The organism is Emticicia aquatica (genome assembly GCF_923079645.1).
GTDB lineage: Bacteria > Bacteroidota > Bacteroidia > Cytophagales > Spirosomataceae > Emticicia > Emticicia aquatica.
This window is the reverse complement of sequence record NZ_CAKLPY010000001.1, coordinates 113,913-131,315: the sequence shown is the minus strand read 5'-3', so window position 1 is coordinate 131,315 and position 17,403 is coordinate 113,913. Positions and strand designations below refer to the sequence as shown.

The following is a 17,403-nucleotide window of genomic DNA, read 5'->3' as shown; positions in this document are numbered from 1 at the left end:
AACTTTATAATCCTTGCAAAGTTACAGTACGTATTCTATAAAGTAACATTTTTTTTGCAAAATTCAAATAGATAAATTAGTGTAAAATTGTTAATAGTAAATTAATAATTAGAATTGTTCAATTTTTACTTTACACATCCTAGTTATTATTACTTATTAATGGTTTAACCTACTTTTTAGTAGTATTTTAAGCGGTTAGTACTGCGTTCGTCGCCTCGCCCTTCATAGCGAAAATATATCTGCAAAATGCCATTTTGTTGATAGTTACTCTGCGAATTAGCCGTTCGATACGTTGGTGGTTTTGCATCATAAGAAGCTCCCAAACGAATCGCATCTGATAATTGAACTTCAGCCATTGGAATAATTTTGTTGGTTCTTGCTCCATTGATTTCCTGCGAACGAAACGAAACTCCCAAGCCAAATTTAAGGCCAAACCAAGCCTTTGCATTCACCGAAAAATTACTGCCAGTCGATTTATTGGTTTCTAATAAAGTACTTACGTTTAACATGGTGCCATCGTAGTCGCCAAGCGAAACCCCAAACATGGTATAAAAAGGCTTTTTACTATTGAAAAGCCCTTCATCGCTAATAAAAAGAACTGGTTTTGATAAACTTAAATAAAATCTTTCGGCGTTAATAAGCCCCCCCAAACCTGCATAAGGATACATTTGTTTAACGCCCAAACCTGCAAGAATGGTTGGTTGATAAATAAATCCTGCGTCGGCTCCGAGACCGACCGAAAATAAATCACCAAATTTTTTACGATAAGCATAAGCCACTTTCACACCCGAATTATTGAAACCCGTAATATTACTATTGTATGCTTGAAGTGCTAACCCGCCATTTCCTTGTTGAATTGCTCCGTCCGTAGAAAAAAGCTGGTAAATTTGCTGCGGTTTAAGCGTTCCATTAAACTGATTTCCAAGCATGGCATTCATCGAAAATGTTTCTCTTGCTCCTGCAAAAGCTGGATTTAATGCCAAAAAATTAAAATGAAATTGGTCTTCCAAAATCGTTTGTGCATAAACGAAATTTGAAATAGAAATTAAACTTACAAGAAGGTATTTTTTCATGCTGAATATTTTATTCTTAGAACAACAAAAATATAACCAAATTTTTAAGAAAAACGTTATAATTCGATTAAAGTTCTGTTTTCTACTTTACTTCGTTGATTTCTATCACTACACTTTTGCGATTATTTGAAACATGTGGATTCACACCAATCGTCATTAAATATTCGCCAGAATAAGCAACTTCTTCGTTGAAAGCACCTTTTGTTCCTGGATAAACATTGATTTCTTTCAACTTATATTTTTTCGTTGCATCTAAACCTTTCAATTGAATTGGACCAAGTAATGAATTTAAGTCATAACGATTGTCTGTTAAATAATTAAACATCACCGCTTGGTCTTTTTGAGCATTAACATATTGTGCTGAAGCCATTTGATTTTCAAAAGGATTTACCAAACGATACATATCTCCGTGCCAGATTGTTCCTTTCAGGTTTGCGTAGTTTTTCAGGGCATTTTGACTAAAAGCTAGTTCTTTTTCATCTAATTTTCCTACAACAATGTCGTAACCCATTTTCCCCATCATGGCTACGTCAGTACGAAATTTTATACCGACATTGCTCCAGTCAGTAATATGATTACATTGAGCGATGGCAGGATAATAGTATGAATATTCCCATTGCATGAAAATTCTTTCGAGCGGGTCAGTATTGTCTGAAACCCAAAATTCTGTAAAATATTTCAAAGCTTCATAATCTACTCGACCGCCTCCGCCCGAACAAAGCATCATCGGTACTTTTGGATATTTGGCACGAATTCGCTCCAAAACTTTGTACAATCCTTTCACATAATCAACATACAGTTGCGTTTGTGGCTTTTTTGTTCGTTCCAAATACATCGAATGTGCATTATAAGTGACAGCGTTACAATCCCATTTGATAAAAGCGATTTCAGGATTTTTGGTAAATAAATTATCCAAAACACCATAAACAAAATCTTGAACTTCAGGATTTGATAAATCTAAAGGTAATTGATTTCTGAAATATGTTTCGGGGCGATTTGGTTCACGAATAACCCAATCAAGGTGTTTTTCGTACAATTCTGATTTCGGATTGACCATTTCTGGCTCAACCCAAATACCAAATTTTACGCCTGCTTTGGTTGCTTCCTTCACTAAATAACCGATTCCATTGGGCAATTTTTTCTTGTTTTCTTGCCAATCTCCTAAACCAGCAACATCACCATTTCGAGGATATTTGTTGGCAAACCAACCATCATCCAACAAAAACATATCAACGCCCAATTCTTTTGCACCTTTAAAAAGACTCGTCAATTTGTTTTCGTCAAAATCAAAATACGTCGCTTCCCAATTATTTAAAAGTGTCAAACGTGTGCCTTCTCCATCTAATATTCGGTATTTTCTTGCCCAATTGTGCATATTTCGGCTCGCCTCACCTTTACCATTTTCAGAATACGTTTGAATAAAAGACGGTGTTTTAAACTCCTCGTTGGTAGCTAAAATATATTCAGAAGCAAACGGATTGATTCCCGCAATTAAGCGAAGGTTTTGATAAGAATCCTTCTCAAAATCAATTTTGAAGTTGCCTGACCAAGCCAAAGTTCCGAGTAGCACTTTTCCATCATCTTCGGTTGCTTGGCGGTCGAATGACAACATAAAAGTTGGTGGTTGAAACAAATTGGCTCGTGTGCCAAGTTTCGAGTCAAGTGTCTTGATTCCTGCCGTCAATTTAGTGTCTTCGGGCTTCATTTCTTTGGCCCATCCACCATGATAATGATGCAAATAATAGTCTTTTGCAATAAAATAAAGATTTGCAGAAGCATATTTTTTCAAAATCAGATTTCCTTTTTCTTGGTTTTTTATTACGCTCCATTGCTCCATAACATTTTCTTTGGCGTAAGTTTTAAAATACAAAGTAACTTCAACAGGATAAAGTGGATCTTTCAATAAAATGCTTGTTTGAGTTACATTTTCATCAATTTTCTGCGTTTGGTGACTTATATATTTCAATTCAGAAGAAGTATTTCCATCGGTATGCAGTACTTCAAATGCAGGTTCAACCAAATTCCAAGAACCACTTGGTGTATAAATTGAATTATAAATTCCCGCATTGTTATCGTCATATTTATAGGCTTTTCCAATGGCTGAATATTCGGATGTTTGGCTCAATTTTTTTCCAAAATGAATTGTTCCTAAACGGTTATCTTTATCCGTTTGAAGCACTAAGGCATTTTGGCTTGTTTCAATCGGAATTGTGATTCTTTGGGCATTTATTTTGTTAATTTCGACGAATAGAAATACAAATAAGAAGATTTTTTTCATTTTGGTTGAATAGTTAAATGGGACTTCAAAGATACTCAAAAATGAATAAATATACTTCACATCGGGTTTTCAAAGTCAATTTTCAATTTTATCAAAATAATGTTTCAAGAAAGCTGTTGTTTTATAAAGTCATTTTTTAATTAAAACAAGCTAAATTAGAGCCTTAAACTTCATATTACATGAGAAAAATATTTGTAGTGTTTGTCCTTTGTTTAATTTTTTTGGATGGTGCTGCTCAATTCCGAAAAATAGTTTTACGACCAAAACACGGTCAGATTATTGGTCGATGGATTCCAACAAACCAACCGCTCAGGGCTTGGATTGATGGCAATAAAATATTTGTCATTCAAGGCGATATGCAAAATTTTGTCGTCCGTGGGGCAAATATGCTCACCCGCAACGACGTTGAAAGTGACTATAAAAGATATTATCAATATTTTACAGAAAACACCAACAATAATGGCTTAGAAAATCCAAAGAGTTTTGTAGTTCCAAACGGCTGTATTCAACAAAAATCTTCCGATGGTTCTATGTTTATTCTGTGTGGTCAGAAAGCCATTGAAGTAACTTCCGCTCCTAAACCTTCGGTTTTGCCACAAACAAATACAGCAATAATTTCCCAAGAAAAGCCATTGTCAACCGTCAGAAGAGGCGAAAATATCGATTTGAAATTTTCGGGTTATCCTAAAATAAGTGAGGGATTCAGTTATTTAAAAGCCGATGGTTCGGTGAAAGAAATTCTTTCAAAACTAAAATTAGATAATGGAAAACTGAGTGAAGAACAATGGGACAAATCGTTTAATAGCAATAATCAATACGAAAAAGGGTATTATATCGGGCTTGGAGAAAAGTCCAATACTGCTGCATTAAGAGAGGTAGATGTGTCATCAATGGCTGGTTTTGATTTGAGCGTTATTGAAGTTTATACCGAAAAAGGTAAATATTGGAACGCTCATAATTGGATTCAACAATACATTACGATTCCAGGGAAAAGAATGGTTACTGATACGGTTGACAAAGCTGTTTATTTCTGGAATCCAGGAAAACAAGTTAGCGAAAGTATTCTACCAGATTTCTATGATTCTTTTCCAGAATTTACGCTTCCTAAAGGCAAAATAGTTAAATTTTCGTATGCTTCAACAAGCGATTTTAGCGGTGAAAAAGCCACAAAAAGAGGTGTGAGTTTTGTACATAATGCCAAAAATATTACACAAAAATCTTGGATGGATTACGACGGTTGGCTCTACAACGCTGGTTGCCCGAAAGCATACTCTGTTACGGAAGAAGTTGTAAATAAGTGGCTCGATGCTGTTGATGCGAATGTTTTGAAGAAAAATTTCTCTGAAGTTGTTGGGCCAAACATCAAAACTGGTTATTTAAGTTTAAATTTTGAGCCAATTGGCGTTTGGAATGGCAGTAAAAGTTTGCGTAAAATTGGATTTGCTCTACAAGAATTAAAAACACAAAAAGCTGAAGGCGAATTTGCTATTTGGAGTTTAAATCCACTTGGCATGAGTCGAGCAAAATTTGAAGGAGAACGAGACGCACAAGGCATGACCAAAGTTTTAAAATGGCAAGGCAGTGGTTTTGAAGCCTATAACCAAGCATTTCCGATGATGGGAACAAGAAATCTTTGGGGAAATGTACGAGATGCTGTAACGATTTCTCAAGTCGGTAATTATTGCAATGACCTACGCAATGTTGGTACAATTTATCATTTAATGACCGAAGGACTTATTTCTAAAAAAATCGAGCCTTCTAAAAAAGCACTGGCCAATATTTGGCATGAAATAGAGACTTTCGATTGGGAATTAGGCGAGCAAATGCACAAAACGTCAAGTGGTGAAGTTTTCAGAATTAAAGTAAAACCCATCGTTCCACCTGATTTGATGCAAAGTTGGGGTGTATGGAGTATGTGGCTCGACGGCTTAGATTTGTGGAGTGACCCAAATACAAAAATTGATAATCCTGATTTATGGGGAAGCAAAGCGATGGAACTTGAAGGTGATAAATTTAAAGAAAATCGCTTTGGAGAAAAGCTTACGAGTTATCCTTTTCAATCGCAAAAAAATATTGATTGGCTAATGGCTGGCGTGTGGGCAATGAGTATGAACAAAGATATTCTCGAAGCAGATACGCCCCTCGAATACCCTGAGGTAATTTTGCCAGATGGCCGAACCGTAACGGGCGATAATAAACTACCAACTGAAGCATACATTAGAGGGTTTCCGTTGGTAATGAAAAAACGAGACGATAACAGTAAAGACGTTCTTTACACAGCTTACTGGGGGCATAACCCTGCTAACAAAACCGTAAAACTTGTGGTTGATGGCAATGAAATATTTATCAAAGGACAATACACAAGCGTTGTCAGGATTAAGAAGTAATAACGTCGTAATAAATATAACTATTCTAATGATTTTTGCCCAATCCAACATTATTAATACCTGCAATTAGAAACAATACTTGTATAATTAGCGAGCTGTGTTTTTGCAAACCATTTCTTTCCAAATATTGGAATAACCTCATTGGTTGTTCTTTGCATTTATCAGAAAGAGAAATCAATCAAAACATTGACTGTCATAGAAAAAACACAGATCTTAAATTACTCTTGAAGTATTATTCTCGTTTCTACGTCCATCAGTTTATTGCTCGTGAAAATACCAATCATTGAGCAGTTTGAATCTTATATTTTTTTAGCGAAAAACTTAAATCTGCTCAAAACAAATCGTATTTTAACTAAGAGCCATCTTCAAAACATTATTACTTTAACTGCGAGTAATATAAAAGAGAATTTCAATCAGTAGAGTACAGTAGAGTAATGACGTTTTTTTCATATTATTTTGGAATAAAACATTGTAAAATATATGTTACTTTATAAAACAATTATTCAACCTTAATAAACATGAAAAAAATAAATATAATCGCCTTATTGATGTTCATGCTAACATCAATTTTTGCAAAGGCTCAGTTTGGCAGTTCTGCAAGTGAAACAGACGTAATTAACAAAAGATGGCACGCCTACTGGATTACTGTACCAAGTGCAACAAACGATGGTTATGGCGTATATTTATTTAGAAAATCTATTAATTTAGCCACTAAGCCTAATAAATTTGTAATACACGTTTCGGCCGACAATCGGTATAAACTTTTTGTCAACGAGAAATTTGTTTCTTTAGGGCCAGCAAGAGGCGATTTGACACACTGGAATTATGAAACAGTTGATATTGCTCCGTATTTAAAAGCAGGAAAAAATATCGTAGCTGCTCAAGTTTGGAATGAAGGCGAGTTCAGGCCAGAAGCACAGATTACTTATAGAACTGGCTTAATTTTACAGGGAGCAACTTCGGCCGAATCAACCATAAATACCAATAACTCATGGCTATGCGAAAAAGATAATAGTTTCGCCCCTATTCAATTTAACGTTCGAGCTTATTATGTTGCTGGAGCTGGTGAAATTCGGAATTTTAATAACCAAATAAAAAATTGGCAAAGCGAAATATTTGAGGACAGCGGCTGGCAGAAAGCAAAACAAATCGACTTGGGTGTTCCGAAAAATATTTTAGGAGCATTCGGAACAATGAGCGGTTGGATGCTCGTGCCATCAGTTATTCCACAAATGGAAATGAAAGACGAACGCCTTAATAAAGTGGTGTTTTTTGATGGTAGAATAACAATACCAACAGGTTTTCCATCAGAAAAGAAAGAAATTAGCATTCCTGCAAATACTTCTACAAAGATTATTTTAGACCAAAGTTATTTGACCAACGCCTATCCGAATGCAATATTTAGTGGCGGAAAAAACGCTTCAATAAGTATAAAGTATGCTGAAAGTATGTACACCAAATTTCCCGCAAAGGGAAATCGAAACGAAACCCAAAGTAAAGACTTTTTAGGGCGAACCGATAGCTTGATTTCAGATGGTAGTAATCTCCAAAAATTTACAACGCTTACCTATAGAACCTACCGTTACGTTCAATTAAAAATCACCACTAAAGATGAACCACTCGTGCTGAATGATTTTTATGGAACATTTACAGGTTATCCTTTTCAGCTAAAAGCAAATATTACCAGCAAAGACCAAGAAATTAGTAATATTCTAACCATCGGTTGGCGAACAGCTCGCCTTTGTGCCACAGAAACTTATATGGACTGCCCATATTATGAACAACTTCAATACATTGGTGATGGCCGAATTCAGGCTTTGGTATCGCTTTATAATAGCGGAGATGACCGATTAGTAAAAAATGCACTCAATCTTATGGATTTTTCAAGACAACCCGAAGGTGTTACATTGAGTCGTCATCCCTCTTATACACCGCAATTTATACCTACATTTTCATTATGGTATATTGGTATGCTGCACGATTATAGCCGATATGGTAGCGATATTGATTTTGTAAAGTTAAAAGTTGGTGGTACTCGCCAAATTTTAGATTATTTCAAAACCTACCAACAAGCAGATGGTTCTTTGAAAAATGTGCCTCAATGGATGTTTACTGATTGGGTTGATAATACAAAAGAATGGCGGGCGGGTATTGGCCCAATGAGTGCAAATGGCACATCGGCATTGCTTGACTTCCAACTGCTTTGGGCTTATCAAGTGGCGGCCGACTTAGAGTTGAAACTAGGCAATACGGCCTTTGCCACACAGTACCAAAAAGCCATAGTACAACTCAAAAAAACAATTAGAGTCAAATATTACGACCCGACTAAAAAGCTATTTGCTGACCGTGAAGAAAAAGATACATTCTCTCAGCATACCAATTCTTTGGCTATTCTTACAGGAATCACTTCACCCATAGAATCCAAAGAAATTGCTCAGCAATTAATCAATAATAAAAACTTAGCACCTGCCTCTATTTATTTCAAATATTATTTACATCAGGCTTTAATCAAGGCAGGACTAGGAAACGATTATTTAAAGTGGCTGGATAAATGGCGTGAAAACATTAATCTAGGTCTTACAACGTGGGCAGAAATTTCGGATGTAGATAAAACCCGCTCCGATTGTCATGCGTGGGGTTCAAGTCCAAATATTGAGTTTTACCGCACTATTCTCGGAATCGACAGCGACGGTTTGGGTTTTTCAAAAGTAAAAATCACACCTTATCTTGGACAACTTACTGACATTGGTGGTAATATTCCACATCCAAAAGGTAATATATCTGCTAACTATAAGTTAGAAAATGGAAAATGGAAAATTCAAATTGAATTACCCAAAACCATTACAGGTAGCCTAATTTGGAATGGAAAAACAATTGCACTCAAAGAAGGGGTCAATCAGTTAAACTTTTAATATTAAAAGTAGCGATATTAATCAACAAAAAAGCCTTAGATTTCTCTAAGGCTTTTGTCGGGGTGGCCAGATTCGAACTGACGACCTTCTGCTCCCAAAGCAGACGCGATACCGGGCTACGCTACACCCCGAGGTGTTACTTTGTATTTGGGAGTGCAAAGGTAGAAATTAATTTTTATAATTCAAAACTTTACACCAAAACTTTTTTTGCGGAGAGAGAGGGATTCGAACCCTCGGTACCCTTATGAGGTACGGCAGTTTAGCAAACGGCTACTTTCGGCCTCTCAGTCATCTCTCCTTTTCCCCTTTGGGAGTGCAAATATAAAACACTGTTTTTAATTTTTTACAACTCTGATACCAAAATTTCTAAAAAAAAATTAAACTTTTTTCTTAAACATCACTAACTCATTGTTTTTCAACCGTTTATCTATCAACATTGAAAAGATTATTTTTTTCAATTACTCATCCAAAAATAGCTAAAGGCTTGGCCTTACCTAAAGCAAACCATTAATTTGAGCATATTGTAACAACATAATTGTTTTTCCATCTTTTATTTCACCATTGGCTACCATTTCTAAAGCTTTCTTAAATGGTATTTCTAGTACATCAATATTTTCTTGTTCATCTTCTGCTCCTCCACCTTCATTTATTTTCATCGCTTTACTGTATTCAGCCACAAAAAAATAAAGCATTTCAGTTACAGAACCTGGCGACATATAGGCTTCAAACACTTTTTTTACTTCTCCGATTCGATAACCTGTTTCTTCTTCTGTTTCTCGACGAATACAATCTTCTGCATTATCTTTATCGAGTAAACCCGCACAGGCTTCAATCAACATTCCTGTGTCGTTACCATTGATATATGTAGGCATACGAAATTGCTCTGTTAACACAATCGTCTTATTATCAGTATTATAAAGCAAAATTACAGCTCCATTTCCTCGGTCGTATGCCTCTCTCGACTGTGTTTGCCATTCTCCATTTTTATTACGGTAATCGAATGTTATTTTCTTCAAAACATACCAATTATTGGAAAGTATTTTTTCTTCAATTACTTTAACATTTGGATTCATAATGATTATATTTGATTATTTATGATTATATTTGAACAAATTTAAGATAAAAGCAATGAGTTATCAAAATAGAAAGCAAAAATTATTAAAAATTGTTGAACAACATGGTGAAGTTGAGGTAAAAGAACTAGCTCAAAAACTCGAAACTTCTGAAATAACAATTAGGCGAGATTTAGCACTTATGGCTGCTGATGGATTAATTTTTCGGACACATGGTGGAGCAATGAAAATGAGTTTAGCCAGTATTCCTGTAAGTTTTCAACAAAAAACATCTACAAATATTGAGCAAAAAGATTATATCTGCCGATTGGCTGCTCAAGAAATATTAGATAACGATATTATTTTTATGGACTGTGGAAGTACAGTTTTTAGGCTTTGTCAATTTATCAAAAACAAACGCATAAAAGTTATAACTAATTCGCTACCAGTAGTTTACGAACTATTAAATACTGAAGTTTCTATTAATTTAATTGGTGGAGAATTGGATGGAAATCGTCAAGCAATTCATGGAAAAATAGCTGTCGAACATATCGAAAGATATAAAGTTGATAAAGCTTTTTTAGGAGTTGATGGCATTTCAATCGAAAATGGGTTAAGTGCTGCCAGCGAAAAAGAAGCCGAAATTACAACTGCAATGGCGGCTAATGCACAATCAACTTATTTACTTTGTGACTCAAGTAAACTTGGAAAAGATAAATATTTGAAGTTTGCACCACTAACAATTATTGATGTTTTGGTTACCAATCAGGCGACCGATTTATTAAAGTCTTATCAAGATTTGGGACTTAGAATACTGAATTAGAAAAAAGTTTTTTATCTTTGAATTCACCTAAACCCTATAAATTGAATTATATGAAAATAGTCGTTATTATTCTCAACATTGTACTTCTGATTGGACTAATTCCAGCAATTTATGCTGTTCTTGGCTCATTTATGGTTTTCGATGCGGGCGAAAACCCAACTATTTGGCGTGTATTTATGGCAATTATAGCTTTGCCTATCGTCATAGTTATTTGTCAAATTATTTCTTGGATTGCTTTTTTTAGACAAAATTATGATTTTGCGTTTAAGGTAAGTCTCATACCAATTGTCAATTTAATTATCATTGGTCTTTTTTTACTATTGGTTAAACAACCCAATTCATCCGAAACTGAGCAGCCCAAAACCGAACAGACAAAGTAATGAATCAAATAAGTCATTCATAAAATACTGATAAGCAAGCGAATAAAGCGTTATTATGTCTTTTATAAATTTTAAAAAGCAGGCATTACCTGCTTTTTTTGTTTTATTGGCTTATTTCTTAAATTTTCTTAAAAAATATATTCACATTTAAAATATTGATACCTTCACTCTCGTTATCAACTAAATAGTTAGTTACTTTTCCTTTACACAATCTATAATCGTCAAACACATTTATGAAAAAGCATTTACACTCATTCACGAAAAATTTACGCTCGGTAAACCACCGACCTCCTATCCTTTCAAAAAGTGCTTTTGGTTGTTAAATACCATTTCAGCACAAACTTTCAGCCTTTCACAACAAATTTGTTTCTTGATTTTCTTTTCTGATTAGTTTTACCGAATAGTACGATTTTATTGTATTTGCAAATTTTGCTTTTCTAATGAAATGATTATGCTAAAACGTTGATTTGAATCAAGGAGTTAACAATTTCGGTTAGTGAATCCTGCAACATTTTAATATAAAAAACGACTTATCAATAATTTGTTTCCACCACCAAAATTTCTAATTAACATACTTTTATGAAAAAAGCTATTACACTATTTTTATGCCTGCTTGGCTACGGGGTTGTTTTTGCCCAAGTCCCGACCCGTATTAACATCAAAGGAACAGCCATTGATTCAAGCAATTCCGTCATGCCTTTTGCTACGGTTATGCTTCTCACGCCGAAAGATTCTACCCTTGTCAATTTTGGAAGAACCGATGAAAAAGGTGCTTTCGAGTTTAGAAACGTAAAAAACATTGGTTATTTACTAAAAATTTCATCCGTTGGTTATTTACCATTGCAACAAGATGTAAAACCTTCTGATAAAGCAATCAATGATTTGGGAAACTTGAAACTCAAGCCAATTGCCCAAGAATTAATGGAAGTTGTAATCCGAACTGCCAAAGCTCCCTTGAGTATCAAAGGAGACACGATTGAATATAATGCTGCTTCATTTAAGGTTCCGCCTGGCTCAACTGTGGAGGATTTATTACGTAAATTACCAGGCGTTCAAATTGACCAAGAAGGAAATATCAAAGCTCAAGGACAAGATGTAAAAAAAGTAACCGTTGACGGCAAACAGTTTTTTGGAACTGACCCAAAACTAGCTACTAAAAACCTTCCTGCAGAAGCAATCACTAAAATTCAGGTTTTCAATGACAAAACCGAGCAATCGAAAGTAACAGGAATTGACGATGGAAAAAAAGAAAAAACGATGAATTTGGAGCTGAAAGAAAGTTTCAAAAAAGGAGGTTTTGGGAAAGTAACCGTTGCAGGCGGAACCGACCAACGTGGCGAGTTTAAAGGAAATTATAATAAATTTGACTCAAAACAGCAATTTGCTTTCATCGGAAACCTAAATAATACCAATCAAGGAGGAATTTCGTGGGATGATTACCAAGATTTTAAAGGAAGTAGTGCCTTCAACTGGGGCGACGATGCCGACTTTGGCTTTAGTAGCGGACGAAGATTTATTTATTTTGGCGAAGAAGACGAAGGCGTAAGTATTTCTCCAAGTGGTGGCGGTAATCGAAATCGAGGCTTTTCAACTAATGGTTCGGCTGGCCTTAACTATAATTATGACACAAAAAAGACTAAATTTACTTCGAGTTATTATTATAATCAGTCTCGTACGGTGCTTGATTCTTATGCTTTTCGGAAAACATTCTTACAAAATAACGAGTCTTTCGATACCCGTGATTCGAGTAATAGAGTGAATTTCAGTGGCAACCATCGAGTAAATCTACGATTCCAAAAAGAACTTGATTCGCTCAATACTTTAATCGTTATTAGTAACAGTCGCTTCACTGATGCCAACAATAGTTATGGAAGTACACAAAATTATCTAAGAAATAGTCTTTTATCAAGCACAACAGATATTGATAATAATGGAGCTAAAAATTCTTTCGGAACTGTAAATTCAGCAATTTATCGACATAAATTCAAGAAAAAAGGCAGAAGTTTTGCTCTGAGTGCAGGTTATAACATGAACCAAGCTGATGCAAATGCAAGACAGATTTCTTTAAATAATTTTTATAATTCTACTACCGTAAATGAAGCTATTAAAAACATCCGCCAACTTAATAACACCAATAGCATAACCAATCAATACAAAGCCAGTGCCTTGTTTGTAGAACCACTCAGTAAAAAGTTTTTCTTGGAAACGTTCTATAATACTAGTTTACAAATCAGCACCGTAAATCGTAATGTGGACAGTATTTTTGTGAAAGATGAAAAAGAAACTTATGGAGTTGTGAACGAATTAAGCCGAGCATACAATAATGAAATCCGTTATAATCGTATCGGAACAAGTCTCCGATATAGCTATAAAGGCCTCAATTTAGCAGGAGGTTTGGCTTGGCAACATTATCTTTTAAAAGGCGAATTTATTAACAACAAACTCACGCAGGCAAAAGGAATCGTGAGCAGAAACTTTTCGGCATTTGCACCAAACGTTTCGCTTAATTATGACCTAAAAAATAATCGTTATTTATATAGCGAATACAACGTAAGTATTCAAGAGCCTTCAGTGAGAGATTTGCAGCCAATTGTTGATAATAGCAATCCTCGCTATATTTCAGAAGGAAATCCCAATTTATTACCACAAGTTACAAATAGCGTAAGTTTTGGTTTTAATAAATTTGACCCAGCAACTTTTATTAATCTTTACACAGGATTTTCGTACGATACTTACAAAAATCAAGTGATTTATAATCAAACTATTGACGAAAACTTAATTACCCGCACCAAGCCTGTCAATATTACAGGCGGTTGGTCAACTGGTCCTTATTTTGGTTTCGGATTTCCGTTGAAAAAGACAAAAGCAACCATGAATCTGAACGGAAATATGTTTTTTAGCAAAAATTTAACATATATCAATAGCGTATTGAATAATACTAACAACGACAATTATAACATTAGTATGCGATTAGACTTAACACCGAGCGATGTATTTACATTTTATGGCAGTGCAAGTTTTGGTATTAGCAACACGAAATATTCAATTAATACGGCTCAGAATCAACAAGTTTTCAATAATAACTTTGGTGGAGAAATGAACGTGAAATTCCCGAAAGGAATTTATTTCAATACTAAATTTAATTATCGAGTTTATAAAAATGACAGATTTGGTTTCGACCAAAAAATCCCTTTGATGAATATGTCGGTTTATAAAATTGTTGGAAAAGCCCAAAAAGCTGAGATACGTTTTACTGCGTATGACATTTTCAAACGTAACCTTGGCGTTACTCAGTCGGCTAGTCAAAACTACGTTTCACAAGAACAAATTCAGACACTTTCACGGTATTTCATGCTAAGTTTTACGTATAATATGAGAGGTGTAAAAGCACAAATGCGTAAACGAAATTCGTGGGATTAATTCCAGTCAGTGAGTATTTTAAAAGTATCTGAAATTAAATTTTAAAAACATGAAAAAATACCAATTTATATATTCAATCATTTTCTCATTGATTACTTTACCAATATTTGCTCAAAAAGACGAAGGAATTATTTCTTTTGAGCGAGTGGTGCATTATCCAAAAATTATTGCTCGCTTACCTTACTTGAGTCAGGAAGAAAAAGACCGTGTAAAACTCACATGGGGAAGTGACGATGAATGGAAAGAGAAAATGAAACTTGCTTTTAGTCCAAATAAAAGTTTATATACTTACCTAAACGAGCAAGGTGAAAGCGAAGACGGCACATGGGCTTGGCGAAATGATGACTTAATTATCACAAGGGATTTTGAGAAAGAAAAGAAAACTGAAGTGATAGAAATGCTCGGCAAAACTTATATCGTGGACGATTCATTACACACCCCAAGTTGGAAAGTGATGAATCAAATAAAAGATGTAGCTGGCTATATTTGCATGAAAGCAGTAACTGAAGATACCATTAAAAAACAAAAAATTACAGCTTGGTTTGCAGGAGATATTCCTGTTTCGGCGGGGCCAGAACGCTATTTTGGTCTTCCAGGAGCAATTCTAGAATTGGATGTTAATGATGGAGACGTGGTGATTACGGCAACAAAAGTTGAGTTCAAAAAACTGGAAAAAGAGCTTATTTTACCAAAAAGTAAAGGAAAGAAAATCAAAGATATAGATTACGATAATTTACTTCGCAACCATATCAAAGACAGCATCAAATCTCAACGAAATCCTTATTGGGCAATTCGGTATTAAAATAAAAAGAGTGAATGATAGGGTTATCATTCACTCTTTTTGTATTCAAGAATTTATTACTTACTTCAACTTAAATATAATTGCACCTAAAGGCGGAAGTGTTAATTCCATAGAATTATCTTTCCCATGAGAAGCAATTGCTTGCGTATATACTTCACCATTCAATGTTCCACTTCCCCAATATTGACGATTATCACTATTGAAAACCTCTGTATATGTACCTGCATGAGGCACACCGATACGATAATTTGAACGAGGAACAGGTGTAAAATTTAGCACTACAATAAGGTTTTCTTTTTCGTTGAATCCTTTTCTTGCATACACAATCACTGCATTTTCACGGTCGCTGGTGTCAATCCACTCAAAACCTTCAGGGCTAAATTGCTTGTCAAAAAGAGCAGCTTCCGAGCGATAAAGATTATTTAAACCTTTTACACACTCTTTCATGCCGTTGTTTGGCTCGTAATTTAACAAATGCCAGTCGAGGCTTTTCTCAAAATTCCATTCAGCATATTGAGCAAACTCGCCACCCATAAAGAGTAATTTCGTACCAGGATGCGTAAACATATAAGTGTACATCAAACGCAAATTGGCAAACTTACGCCATTCGTCGCCAGGCATTTTCTCAATTAATGAGCCTTTTCCATAAACAACTTCATCGTGTGAAAAAGGCAACATGAAGTTTTCGGAAAAAGCATAAACTAAGCTAAAAGTGATGTCATTTTGATGCCATTTACGGTACATTGGGTCTTTTGAAAAATAACGAAGTGTATCATTCATCCAACCCATCATCCACTTCATACCGAAGCCGAGTCCACCTGTATAAACTGGACGAGAAACGCCAGGAAATGCTGTTGATTCTTCAGCAATGGTTTGTGTATCAGGGAAACTGCGGTAGATTTCTTCATTTAATTCTTTGAATAAAGAAATTACTTCAAGGTTTTCTCTTCCACCAAAAACATTCGGAATCCATTCGCCTGCATTACGAGAATAATCACGATAAAGCATCGAAGCCACTGCATCAACCCGCAAGCCATCAGCATGGAATCTATCTAACCAAAATATGGCATTACTTATCAAAAATGAACGTACTTCGTAGCGGCCATAGTTAAAAATATAACTTTTCCAGTCAGGATGATAGCCTTCACGAGGGTCTTCGTGTTCATAAAGAGCAGTGCCATCAAATCTATAAATACCATGAGCATCACCAGGGTAATGAGACGGAACCCAGTCAAGAATCACACCGATACCATTAATGTGTAATTGCTCAATCAAATACATAAAATCTTGAGGCGTACCGAATCGGCTGCTTGCAGCAAAATATCCTGTAATTTGATAACCCCATGATGGCTCATAAGGATGCTCCATGATAGGCATGAATTCTACGTGCGTAAAACCGAGTTCTTTCACATACGGCACGAGTGTTTCGGCTACCTCACGATAACTAAGAGCTCTTTCTGGATTTGAAGGGTCACGTTTCCATGAGCCAAAGTGTAATTCATACACAGAAGTTGGAGCGTTTAAGTTATTAGCTGCACGACGCGTTTTCATCCAATCTTGGTCTTTCCATTCGTACCAAGTATCCCAAACGATTGAAGCAGTTTTTGGAGGATGTTCCCAACGAAGGGCATAAGGGTCACCTTTTTCGATGTCAGCACCTGTGTTTGAAGCAATAAAATATTTATACACTTCACCATTGCCAATGTTTGGAATCCAACCTTCCCAAATACCTGAGCCATCCCAACGAGGGTTCAGCGGGTGGTCACCACGATTCCAGCCATTAAAACTACCAATTACAGAAACATACTTGGCATTGGGAGCCCAAACTGCAAAAAGTGTTCCCGTAACTCCTTGATTTTCAACAACATGCGAGCCTAATTTTTCGTACAATCTATAATGTTTTCCTGAGCGAAAAAGAGCAATATCGAAGTCAGTTAATAGACTAAAAGGCTCAACATTTTTGAAGGTAGGAATTGTGCTTACTACTTGCACCTCATTTTTTACTGTTTGTTGTTCTGTACTCGCTGTTTGTTCCTTTTTAGTGGAAACTGTTTTCTTTGCCATAGGTTAAAGTATTGGAAGAATAAGGTTAATTGGGAACATACAGTTTTATTTCATTAAATAAATGAGCTTAGAATTGAATCTAGCCACTCAGTGATAACGTCATAAAACTTTATATCTCTACGTCAAATATATAACAAACGTATATCTTTGCAAATCTTTTATTAACAACAAATGTATCAAAATTATACTTTTACTCAAATATTCTAACAAAA

10 protein-coding genes and 2 tRNA genes are annotated in these 17,403 nt (G+C 35.3%); 6 read left to right on the top strand and 6 right to left on the bottom strand.

The annotated features are described in order from the left end of the window. Positions 1–176: 176 nt before the first annotated feature. Both MJQ71_RS00470 and MJQ71_RS00465 read right to left on the bottom strand, forming a co-directional pair. A complete protein-coding gene (locus tag MJQ71_RS00470) occupies positions 177–1,073 on the bottom strand; it encodes a PorP/SprF family type IX secretion system membrane protein (protein ID WP_238803751.1) in 897 nt (298 codons plus the stop codon). Positions 1,074–1,155: 82 nt separating this feature from the next. Next, the gene (locus MJQ71_RS00465; protein WP_238803750.1) at positions 1,156–3,351 is read right to left on the bottom strand and encodes an alpha-galactosidase; all 2,196 of its coding nucleotides are present in this window, start codon (positions 3,349–3,351) and stop codon (positions 1,156–1,158) included. A 179-nt stretch (positions 3,352–3,530) separates the two neighbouring features. Between MJQ71_RS00465 and MJQ71_RS00460 the strand changes: the two genes are divergently transcribed. Both MJQ71_RS00460 and MJQ71_RS00455 read left to right on the top strand, forming a co-directional pair. Further along, positions 3,531–5,738: a hypothetical protein gene (locus MJQ71_RS00460; protein WP_238803749.1), complete on the top strand. Its 2,208-nt coding sequence runs from the start codon at positions 3,531–3,533 to the stop codon at positions 5,736–5,738. A 518-nt stretch (positions 5,739–6,256) separates the two neighbouring features. Continuing rightward, a complete protein-coding gene (locus MJQ71_RS00455) occupies positions 6,257–8,650 on the top strand; it encodes an alpha-L-rhamnosidase-related protein (RefSeq protein WP_238803748.1) in 2,394 nt (797 codons plus the stop codon). A gap of 57 nt (positions 8,651–8,707) precedes the next feature. Here the strand turns inward: MJQ71_RS00455 and MJQ71_RS00450 are convergent. From MJQ71_RS00450 to nudK, 3 genes are all read right to left on the bottom strand, one after another. After that, positions 8,708–8,781, bottom strand: a tRNA-Pro gene (locus MJQ71_RS00450). A gap of 79 nt (positions 8,782–8,860) precedes the next feature. Further along, positions 8,861–8,948: transfer RNA gene (locus tag MJQ71_RS00445), tRNA-Ser, on the bottom strand. Positions 8,949–9,144: 196 nt separating this feature from the next. Beyond that, on the bottom strand, positions 9,145–9,723 hold the full coding sequence (gene nudK, locus MJQ71_RS00440; protein WP_238803747.1) for a GDP-mannose pyrophosphatase NudK: 579 nt from the start codon (positions 9,721–9,723) through the stop codon (positions 9,145–9,147). A gap of 55 nt (positions 9,724–9,778) precedes the next feature. Here nudK and MJQ71_RS00435 point away from each other — a divergent pair, with 55 nt between their 5' ends. The 4 genes from MJQ71_RS00435 (at position 9,779) to MJQ71_RS00420 (ending at position 15,127) form a co-directional block, all read left to right on the top strand. Further along, positions 9,779–10,525, top strand: coding sequence for a DeoR/GlpR family DNA-binding transcription regulator (locus MJQ71_RS00435; RefSeq protein WP_238803746.1), 747 nt, complete (start codon positions 9,779–9,781; stop codon positions 10,523–10,525). A 50-nt stretch (positions 10,526–10,575) separates the two neighbouring features. After that, entirely contained in the window at positions 10,576–10,905 is a 330-nt protein-coding gene (locus tag MJQ71_RS00430) for a hypothetical protein (RefSeq protein ID WP_238803745.1), read from the top strand. A 579-nt stretch (positions 10,906–11,484) separates the two neighbouring features. Continuing rightward, positions 11,485–14,325 carry an outer membrane beta-barrel protein gene (locus MJQ71_RS00425; RefSeq protein WP_238803744.1) on the top strand — a complete coding sequence of 947 codons (2,841 nt, stop codon included), beginning with the start codon at positions 11,485–11,487 and terminating at the stop codon, positions 14,323–14,325. Between the two features lie 49 nt (positions 14,326–14,374). After that, positions 14,375–15,127: a GLPGLI family protein gene (locus tag MJQ71_RS00420; protein ID WP_238803743.1), complete on the top strand. Its 753-nt coding sequence runs from the start codon at positions 14,375–14,377 to the stop codon at positions 15,125–15,127. 60 nt (positions 15,128–15,187) lie between these two features. Here the strand turns inward: MJQ71_RS00420 and glgB are convergent, their stop codons facing one another. Continuing rightward, entirely contained in the window at positions 15,188–17,191 is a 2,004-nt protein-coding gene (gene glgB / locus MJQ71_RS00415; protein WP_238803742.1) for a 1,4-alpha-glucan branching protein GlgB, read from the bottom strand. Positions 17,192–17,403 lie beyond the last annotated feature (212 nt).

Excerpts from the sequence above, each read along its gene's own strand:
- MJQ71_RS00470 (WP_238803751.1), bottom strand. The coding sequence starts at position 1,073 with ATGAAAAAATACCTTCTTGTAAGTTTAATTTCTATTTCAAATTTCGTT.
- MJQ71_RS00465 (WP_238803750.1), bottom strand. The coding sequence starts at position 3,351 with ATGAAAAAAATCTTCTTATTTGTATTTCTATTCGTCGAAATTAACAAA.
- MJQ71_RS00460 (WP_238803749.1), top strand. The coding sequence starts at position 3,531 with ATGAGAAAAATATTTGTAGTGTTTGTCCTTTGTTTAATTTTTTTGGAT.
- MJQ71_RS00455 (WP_238803748.1), top strand. The coding sequence starts at position 6,257 with ATGAAAAAAATAAATATAATCGCCTTATTGATGTTCATGCTAACATCA.
- nudK (WP_238803747.1), bottom strand. The coding sequence starts at position 9,723 with ATGAATCCAAATGTTAAAGTAATTGAAGAAAAAATACTTTCCAATAAT.
- MJQ71_RS00435 (WP_238803746.1), top strand. The coding sequence starts at position 9,779 with ATGAGTTATCAAAATAGAAAGCAAAAATTATTAAAAATTGTTGAACAA.
- MJQ71_RS00430 (WP_238803745.1), top strand. The coding sequence starts at position 10,576 with ATGAAAATAGTCGTTATTATTCTCAACATTGTACTTCTGATTGGACTA.
- MJQ71_RS00425 (WP_238803744.1), top strand. The coding sequence starts at position 11,485 with ATGAAAAAAGCTATTACACTATTTTTATGCCTGCTTGGCTACGGGGTT.
- MJQ71_RS00420 (WP_238803743.1), top strand. The coding sequence starts at position 14,375 with ATGAAAAAATACCAATTTATATATTCAATCATTTTCTCATTGATTACT.
- glgB (WP_238803742.1), bottom strand. The coding sequence starts at position 17,191 with ATGGCAAAGAAAACAGTTTCCACTAAAAAGGAACAAACAGCGAGTACA.